Genomic DNA, 8,142 nt, shown 5'->3' on the forward strand with positions numbered 1-8,142 from the left:
TTGTCCGCATGCAAGGACCCATCTCGCGCATCCGCACCGCGGTAGCCGCCACCGCCGCCAACCTGGCCACGGCCGCCTCGCGCGCCACCGGCCGCGGAGCCGGCGGCATGATCGGCGGCCTCGTCGCCGCAGCGATCGACCCGAACATCATGGCCTCCCTCGGTGGCGGCCGCCCCGCCGTCCTGGTCACCGGCACCAACGGCAAATCCACCACCACCCACATGCTCGCCGGCGCCGTCGGCACCAAGCACAACGTGGCCACCAACGACGGCGGCGACAACATGGACGCCGGCATCATCTCCGCCCTGCTCGCCGGCAAAGACGCCGACGCCATCGTCCTCGAATGCGACGAGCTGCACGTGCCCAAGGTGGCCGAGCGTTTGCAGCCGACAGCGTTCGTACTGCTCAACCTCACCCGTGACCAGCTCGACCGGGTCGGCGAGATCAACTCCATCGAACGCGCCCTGCGCGCAGCCGTCATGGCCCACCCGGAGGCCACCGTCGTCGCCAACTGCGACGACGTTTTGATCACCTCCATCGCCTACGACCACCCGAACGTAGTCTGGGTTTCCGCCGGCGCCGGCTGGACCGGCGACTCCGTGACCAACCCCCGCTCCGGCGGCCACGTCGTGCGCTCCTCCGTCGCGCACGACGACAACGCCACGGGCGAAAGCGACTGGTACGCCGTCGACCCTCTGCCCGACGGCCGCGAATTCCGCCGCCCCACCCCCAAGTACGCGGTCGAGGGGGAAACGTTGGTGGGACCGGAGGGCGTCGCAAAGCTTGAGCTCAAACTCCCCGGCCGCGCCAACCGAGGCAACGCCGCCCAAGCCATCGCCGCCGCCGTCGAAGCGTTCGGCGTCCCCCTCGATGCCGCCGTACACGCCGCCGCTGAGGTCGACAACGTCGCCGGCCGCTACACCACCGTCCACCTCGGCGAGCGCGACGTCCACCTCCTGCTGGCCAAAAACCCCGCCGGCTGGCAGGAGGCGCTGTCCATGGTCGACCGCGACGCCGACGGGGTGGTCATCGCCGTCAACGCGCAACAAGGCGACGGCGAAGACGTCTCCTGGCTCTGGGACGTCAAGTTTGAGGACTTCGGTGACACCCACGTCGTCGCCGCCGGCGAGCGCGCCACCGACCTCGCCGTACGCCTCACCTACGGCGGCATCGACCACGACACCATCCACGACGCGATCGCCGCCATCCGCGCCTGCCCGCCCGGGCGCGTCGAGGTGCTGGCCAACTACACCGCGCTGCTCAACCTGCGCCGCGCGCTGACCAAGGAGGAGGACTACCGTGCCTAAACTCACCATCGGCCTCGTCCTGCCCGACGTGTTGGGCACCTACGGCGACGACGGCAACGCCCTTGTCCTGCGCGAGCGTGCGCGCCGCCGCGGCATCGAGGCGTCCATCGAGCGCGTTTTGCTTCACGACGACATCCCGCCCTCCTACGACCTCTACACCCTCGGCGGCGGCGAAGACTCCGCCCAACTACTCGCCGCGGCGCGTCTGAGCGCCTCCCCGGGTCTGCAGTCCGCGGCCGCCGACGGCCGGCCAATCTTCGCGGTGTGCGCGGGCCTGCAGGTGCTCGGCCACACGTTCCGCGCGCACGGCGAGGAGGCCGAGGGCGTCGGGCTTCTCGACGTCACCACCACCCCGCTTTCGCGCCGCGCCACCGGCGAACTCGCCTCCGAGCCCACCCGCGCCGGTGTCACCGCCGAGCTTTCCGAGCCGTTGACCGGCTTCGAAAACCACATGGGCGCAACCGTGCTCGGCCCGGACGCGTCTGCGTTGGGGCGCGTGACCCGCGGCGTCGGCAACGGCGACGCGAAGGTCGACGGTGTGGTGCAAGGCAGCGTGATAGCCACCTACATGCATGGCCCGGCGCTGGCCCGAAACCCGCAGCTGGCGGACCTGCTCATCGCCCGCGCGTTGGACATCCCGCTCGCGGAGCTACAGCCGCTTGAGCTCGACGCGGTGACCAAGCTGCGCGAGGAGCGCCTGCGTTAATTCGCGTTGCTTAGGGGCCAGCTCTTCGGGGTCCGAAGAGTTGGTCGAGTGCTCCGCGGTCGGTGTTTTTGATGTGGTAGCCGCGGGGTGAGACCCACCAGGGCGCGCCTCTGATCATGGCGATGCGGCCGCGTTTGTTGCGCCAGGGGTCGTCGTCGTTGATCCGGTTGTGATACCTGCATAGCGGCACCAGGTTGTCCATGTTGGTCAGCCCGCTGTGTTTCCACGCTGTCACATGGTGGATCTCGGAAGCGTAGGCGCCGTGGCGGCAGCCTGGGAAGGCGCACACGGGTGAGACCATGCAGGCCATATCGCGTTGTTTCTGGTTGGCGAAGCGTTCGGTGTCGTAGAGGTTCACCGCGCCTTCCTCGGGGTGGAAGGCGGCAACCTCCAAGGCTTCGCCGAACTCTTGCTGGAGGTACTCCGCACCCGTCATGATGGTGCCGTCAGTCAGCGTCAGGATGATGTCGTCGCCGTCTCCCGCCATAATGCGTGCGTGCTCCGTGATCGGCACCATCACGATCGGCCGTGGCGCGGCGGCGACCACCCCGCCAGCCTTACCTTCGACGATGCGCCAGAACGCCTCCTCCATCTGCGCCGCCGCCGGCAGCGTGGCGTCGATGCCTTGGCGCAGGCGGTGCTCTAAGTCGGCTGCTTTGCGGTCGGTGGTGTCGATGGTGATGCGTGCGCGCCCGTTCTTCGGCGCGGAGAACGCGACTTGTTTCTTTGTCGGGGTGTTGTCCTCGCGGGGCACGATCTCTCGTGTGGCGCGTTCGATCGCGCGGTACCCGCCGGTGACATCCAACAGTTCCAGCCGCAGCCGCCACCGCTCGCCGGCATCCTTCACCACGGCAACACGTCGTTCGATCAGCCCGAGTTCGTCCAGGGAGAACCCGCGGGCTTTCTGCACCGCGTGGGCTTGCTTGCGGGTGAATTTCGTTTTCCCGTAGTAGACGTCCTGCATCTGATCCCACGCACGCGCCCGATCCGGCGCCATGCCGGCAGCAAGGGCAACCGGCAGGTCGAAGTGCCGCAGCGTCTCCATGGATACTGCGGACATCGCCTGGATGAATGCGTCGAACGAGTTCATGGCCACAGACCCTAAACCCAACGCAACCCCATCCCGGACCGCCCTGTGGAATTCGCAACACCACCCCTGTGGATAACCGGCATTCTCGCAGTAAAAAAGGGGGGGCTAAAGCTGCAGACGCCCGGTAAGCGCGCGGGAGAGCGTGAGCTCGTCGACAAACTCCAAGTCCCCGCCCAACGGCATGCCGGAGGCGAGCCGCGAAATGGTCAGGTCCGGGAAGTCCTTGAGCAGGCGCACGAGATACGACGCGGTCGCCTCGCCCTCGGTGTCGGGGTCGGTGGCCAAGATGACCTCGCTTACCGCCGGCGCCTCGGCGCCCTCCAGGTCCGGCAGGACACCGCCGATGCGCTGCAACAGCGGCGCGATCGCGAGGTCTTTCGGCCCGACGTTCGCCAGTGGGTCCAGCGCCCCGCCAAGTACGTGGTAGCGGCCGGAGTATTCGCCGGTGCGCTCGATGACCTGGATGTCTTTCGCGTCTTCCACCACGCACACGAGCGCTTTGTCGCGCCCCGAATCGGTGCAGATGCGGCAGATGTCCTCGCGCGAGACGTTGTTGCAGATGCGGCAGAACGTCACCCCGTCGCGCACGGCGGCCAATGCGGCGCGCAGCCTATCGACGTCCTCCGGTTCCTCCTTCAACAAGTGAAACGCGATCCGTTGCGCGGACTTCGGTCCGACACCGGGGAGGCGCGATAGCTCGTCGATAAGGTCCTGCAGTGGTCCTTCGAACACGGCGTCCTTTCACAAAAGAAAACGCGCCCGACCGCAAGGGGGCCGGACGCGGTGGAGCGGGAGTTAGATGACGCCGCCGAACGGGATCTCGCCCGGGCCTGCCTGCGGTGCGCCGCCCTGCGGTGCGCCGCCGCCCATCGCGCCGCCGGTCAGCGGGGCAATCTTCTCTTCAGCGAGCTTGCCGGCCTGGTTGTGGGCGTCGCGGTATGCAGCGAGGATGAGGTCCTGCAGCGACTCGATGTCGTCGGCGTCGACGGCCTCCGGCTTGATTTTGATGTCGGTGATCTCGGCGCCGCCGGTCATGGTGACGGTGACGAGTTCGCCGCCGGCGGTGCCGGTGACCTCGGTCTGCAGAAGTTCCATCTGCGCCTGCTGGAGGGCGGCCTGCACCTCGGCGGCCTGGCTGATGAGTTCCTGCATATCTTGCGGCTGGGTCATGGTTGTCCCCTTTCGTTCACTGATAGTTCTCGCGCCAGTCTACAACGGCTTCGCGCCGAGCTGGGCGGCGAGCAGGTCCATCGCCACTTCGGTGGCGTCGCGGCGGTCCGCGGTGCCTGTCTCGGCGCGCGCCTGGTCGGCCATGTCGCGTTCTTCGTCCTCGCGGGTGTATTCGGGCGGCGCCTCCTCCTCGTAGTTGTACGGCTCGGGCGGCGGCGGGATTTCGTCGCGTTCACGCTTGGCTTTTTCGGCGGCTTTTTGGCTGGCGGCCAGGGCGGCGGAGCGCCAGTCGTCCTCGCGCTTGGCAGGCATCGACGGGGTTGGCTGCGGTGCTGGTGCCTGCGGTGCCTGCTGCGGCGCCTGCTGGCGGGCCGGTGCGGGCCCGCCGATCTGGGCGGGCGCGTCCCAGCCTGCGGTCGGGGCGGGCGCGGGGTCGTCGGAATCTGAGCCGTCCGAGCTGTCAGAGTCGCCCGCACCGCCTGAGCCCTCACCGGTCTCCGCGCCCGGGTTCCACACCTCGCGCTTGGCGGGGCGGCGCAGGTTCGCGGTCGCCGGGTCGGTGCCAATAACGCATCGCACCTGCATCTTCGCCCCGAGCTTCTCGGAGAGCACGGTGGCGATGTCGGCGTTGTTCTTTTCGGCGTTGATGCGCTCGGCCAGCGCGCCGGTGTGGTGGCCGACCACGAGCACGTCGTCGTCGAAGCCGAGCGGTGTGGCCTCGGTGAGCATGATCTCGGCAACCTTGTTGCGCTCGCCGACGGACTGGCGTAGCCGCGTCCAATCCTTGTCGATGCGCTCAAACAACTCGTCGGTGTCTGGCGCTTGGTGTTCCTGCGGCTGCTCGACAGGCTGCGGGCGCGGGTCCGGCGCCGGCTGCTCCGGCTCAGGCTGTGCGGGTGCCTGCTGCTCCTGCTGGCGGCCCTTCGACGCGGCCGCGGCAGCTGCGGCGGCCGCCGCGGCCGCGCCTCCGCCCGCACGCGCAGGGCTGGGTTGCTGCGGCTGCTGCGCCTGTTGCGGCTGCGTGGACTGGGACGGCGCAGGAGAAGCCGCAGGCTGGCGCAGCTCGGCCCCGCCGGCCGGCTGCAGGGTCAGCAGGTGGGCGGCCATGATCTCTAGCAGCAGGCGCGGGGAGGTTGCGCCGCGCAGGCTCGCGATGCGGTCGTTGACCTCGGACGCCAACTGGGCGAGGTGCTGCGGGGAAAACTGGTGGGCTTCTTGGGTGAGGATGTCGGCGCGGTCCGAAGGTGCGTCGACAAGCCCTTGCCCAAAGGCATCCGGGACAGTGCGGATAAGCAGCAGGTCGCGCATGCGGTCTAGCAGGTCGAGGGCGAAGCGGCGGGGCTCGTGGCCGGACTCGATGACCTGGTCGATGGTGCGGTACATCGCGCCCGCGTCACGGTCCGCCAAAGCGTCGACGGCGGCGTCCAGCAGCGTCAGGTCCGTCACCCCGAGCAGCGGCAGTGCGAGCTCGTAGGTCAGGCCGTCCTCCCCGGCGCCGGAGAGCATCTGGTCCAGGATCGAAAGGGTGTCGCGCGGCGAGCCGCCGCCGGCGCGGATCACCAGCGGGTAGACGTTCTCGTCGACGTGGACGCCTTCTTCTTCCACCACGTGCTGCACCAGCTCGCGCATCGCCTGCGGCGCCAGCAGCCTGAACGGGTAGTTGTGGGTGCGCGAGCGGATAGTGCCCAGCATCTTCTCCGGCTCGGTGGTGGCGAAGATGAAAATCAGGTGGGCGGGCGGCTCCTCCACGATCTTCAGCAGGGCGTTGTTGCCCTCCTTCGTGATCATGTGGGCCTCGTCGATGATGAAGACGCGGTAGCGCGACTCCGCCGGCGCGAACAGGGCGCGCTCTCGCAGTTCGCGCATGTCCTCCACGCCACCGTGGGAGGCGGCGTCGAGCTCCATCACGTCCAGGTTGCCGGAGCCGCCCGGCGCGAGCGCGACGCAGGATTCGCACACGCCGCAGGGGGTGGAGGTGGGCCCCTCGGCGCAGTTTAAGGATCGCGCCAGGATGCGCGCCGAGGACGTCTTTCCGCAGCCGCGCGGGCCGGAAAAGAGGTAGGCGTGCGAGATCCGCCCGTTGTCCAGGGCGGTTGAAAGGGGGCGGGTCACCTGCTCTTGGCCGATGACCTCGCCGAACGTTGCGGGGCGGTATTTCCTGTACAGAGCCACGCGGGCAAGTCTAGCCCGCCTGCGCCTCCGCAGCTTCCACGCAGGCGAGCAGCACGCAGGTGGCAACGCCGTCCATGGCGGTGCGCACCTCGTCCAGCGGCGGCAGCGAGGGCGCGAGGCGGATGTTCTGGTCGTTCTCGTCCACGCCGTGCGGGAAGGAGGCGCCAGCCTTGGTCAGGGTGATACCGGCGTCCTTGGCCAGCTCCCACACGCGGGTGGCGGAGCCGTCCAGCACGTCGAGGGAGATGAAGTAGCCGCCTTCCGGCTCGGTCCACTCGGCTACCCCAAACTCGCCGAGGCGCTCGCCAAGGATCCCAATGACGGCCTCGAACTTGGGCGCCAGCGAGTTGGCGTGGTGTTTCATGAGCGTGTGCAACCCTTGGACGTCGCCAAGCAAACGCGCATGTGCAAGTTGGTTGACCTTGTTCGGGCCAATGCCGCGGATGGAGGCGTGGGAGGCGTACCACTCCAAGTTGGCCTTCGAGGAAGCGAAGAATGCCACGCCGGAGCCGGCGAGGGTGATTTTGGAGGTGGACGACATGTACCAGAAGCGGTTCGGGTTGCCGTGTTTTTCCGCTAGCGCGATCACGTCGGGGTTGTCCGGCAGCGCGCCGGTAAGCGTGTGGATGGCGTAGGCGTTGTCCCAGACGATGCGGAAGTCTTCGGCCGCGGTTTCCATCGCGGCAAGCTTCTCGACGACCTCCGGCGCGAACGTCACCCCCGTCGGGTTACCGTAAATCGGCACCGTCCACATGCCCTTGACCTGCGGGTCTTTCACCAGTTCCTCGACGGCGTCCATGTCCGGGCCGGTCGGGGTCATGGGCACCTGGACCATCTCGAAGCCGAAGTGCTCGGTGATGGCGAAGTGGCGGTCGTAGCCCGGGACGGGGCAAATCCACTTGACGCGCTCCTCGTCCTTCCACGGGCGCGGCGAGTCGTTGGTGCCCCATATATACGACCAGGAGATCAGGTCGAACATGATGTTCAGGCTGGAAGAGTCGCCGGCGATGAGGTTGTCCGGATCGATGCCTAGCGCCTCTGCCCACAGTTCGCGGATGTCGGCGATGCCGGTCAGGCCCCCGTAGTTGCGCACGTCCGCGCCGGTGTTGTCGGTGTAATCGCCCTCCCCCGGCAGGGAGAGCAGGGCGTTGGAGAAGTCGAGCTGCTCGCTCGACGGCTTGCCGCGCGTGAGGTCCAGGTTGAGGTTGCGGGCCTTGAGCTCGTCGTACTGCTGACGGGTGCGCTGGGCCAGCTCGGAGAACTGAGTGGGATCAAGATCCGAAAGAGACATGGGTTACATCGTAGCGCGCATTAAAAAGGGACCCCACGCACCTGCCAGAGCTCGCTGACCCTTGCTGCGTTCCCGCCCTGGGGGAGTTCACAAGATAACACCGCGTGGGATCCTGCCCGCTACTGTAGCCATGTTGCCCCTCCAGAAACAAGCCACGGCCGCATAAGCCGGATGCGCTGCGGTTTTGGCCGTGGGCGCTGGGTGGTCTAATATATCGCAAGACGCTTTCGAGCGTCGCTGGAGGATTCGACTAGCGGCCTATGTCACACGCCTGGAACGCGTGCGGGTTTCACGACCCTCGTGGGTTCAAATCCCACATCCTCCGCCACTGTCATGAGTCGCGTCATGCTTGACGCATGAGTCGCGACATGCTGGACGGACCGGCATCCCAGTTGTTTTTGTTCTG

The 8,142-nt window shown here is 67.7% G+C and carries 7 protein-coding genes, 1 tRNA gene and 1 other RNA gene; 3 read left to right on the forward strand and 6 right to left on the reverse strand.

Features of this window, described 5'->3' with window-relative positions; genetic code table 11:
* Positions 1-8 precede the first annotated feature (8 nt).
* Both NUW87_RS10285 and NUW87_RS10290 read left to right on the forward strand, forming a co-directional pair.
* The gene (locus tag NUW87_RS10285; protein ID WP_269028423.1) at positions 9-1,307 is read left to right on the forward strand and encodes a MurT ligase domain-containing protein; all 1,299 of its coding nucleotides are present in this window, start codon (positions 9-11) and stop codon (positions 1,305-1,307) included.
* On the forward strand, positions 1,300-2,013 hold the full coding sequence (locus NUW87_RS10290) for a type 1 glutamine amidotransferase (RefSeq protein ID WP_269028424.1): 714 nt from the start codon (positions 1,300-1,302) through the stop codon (positions 2,011-2,013). The genes NUW87_RS10285 and NUW87_RS10290 overlap by 8 nt, the downstream gene beginning before the upstream one ends.
* Positions 2,014-2,023: 10 nt before the next feature.
* On the opposite strand, the gene NUW87_RS10295 is transcribed toward NUW87_RS10290, so the two are convergent.
* From NUW87_RS10295 to ffs, 6 genes are all read right to left on the reverse strand, one after another.
* A complete protein-coding gene (locus NUW87_RS10295) occupies positions 2,024-3,103 on the reverse strand; it encodes an HNH endonuclease signature motif containing protein (RefSeq protein ID WP_269028425.1) in 1,080 nt (359 codons plus the stop codon).
* A 105-nt stretch (positions 3,104-3,208) separates the two neighbouring features.
* A complete protein-coding gene (recR, locus tag NUW87_RS10300; protein WP_269028426.1) occupies positions 3,209-3,835 on the reverse strand; it encodes a recombination mediator RecR in 627 nt (208 codons plus the stop codon).
* 63 nt (positions 3,836-3,898) lie between these two features.
* The gene (locus tag NUW87_RS10305; RefSeq protein WP_269028428.1) at positions 3,899-4,273 is read right to left on the reverse strand and encodes a YbaB/EbfC family nucleoid-associated protein; all 375 of its coding nucleotides are present in this window, start codon (positions 4,271-4,273) and stop codon (positions 3,899-3,901) included.
* Between the two features lie 39 nt (positions 4,274-4,312).
* Positions 4,313-6,445 (reverse strand): DNA polymerase III subunit gamma and tau, encoded by a 2,133-nt coding sequence (locus NUW87_RS10310; RefSeq protein WP_269028429.1) that lies wholly within the window; start codon positions 6,443-6,445, stop codon positions 4,313-4,315.
* 10 nt (positions 6,446-6,455) lie between these two features.
* Positions 6,456-7,736 carry an aspartate aminotransferase type Ic gene (locus NUW87_RS10315; protein WP_269028430.1) on the reverse strand — a complete coding sequence of 427 codons (1,281 nt, stop codon included), beginning with the start codon at positions 7,734-7,736 and terminating at the stop codon, positions 6,456-6,458.
* 21 nt (positions 7,737-7,757) lie between these two features.
* Positions 7,758-7,853, reverse strand: an RNA gene (gene ffs, locus NUW87_RS10320) — signal recognition particle sRNA small type.
* 122 nt (positions 7,854-7,975) lie between these two features.
* Here ffs and NUW87_RS10325 point away from each other — a divergent pair.
* Positions 7,976-8,064, forward strand: a tRNA-Ser gene (locus tag NUW87_RS10325).
* The last annotated feature ends 78 nt before the right edge of the window (positions 8,065-8,142 follow it).

The sequence above is a fragment of the Corynebacterium pilbarense genome (genome assembly GCF_026930265.1).
In the GTDB taxonomy this organism is placed as follows: domain Bacteria; phylum Actinomycetota; class Actinomycetes; order Mycobacteriales; family Mycobacteriaceae; genus Corynebacterium; species Corynebacterium pilbarense.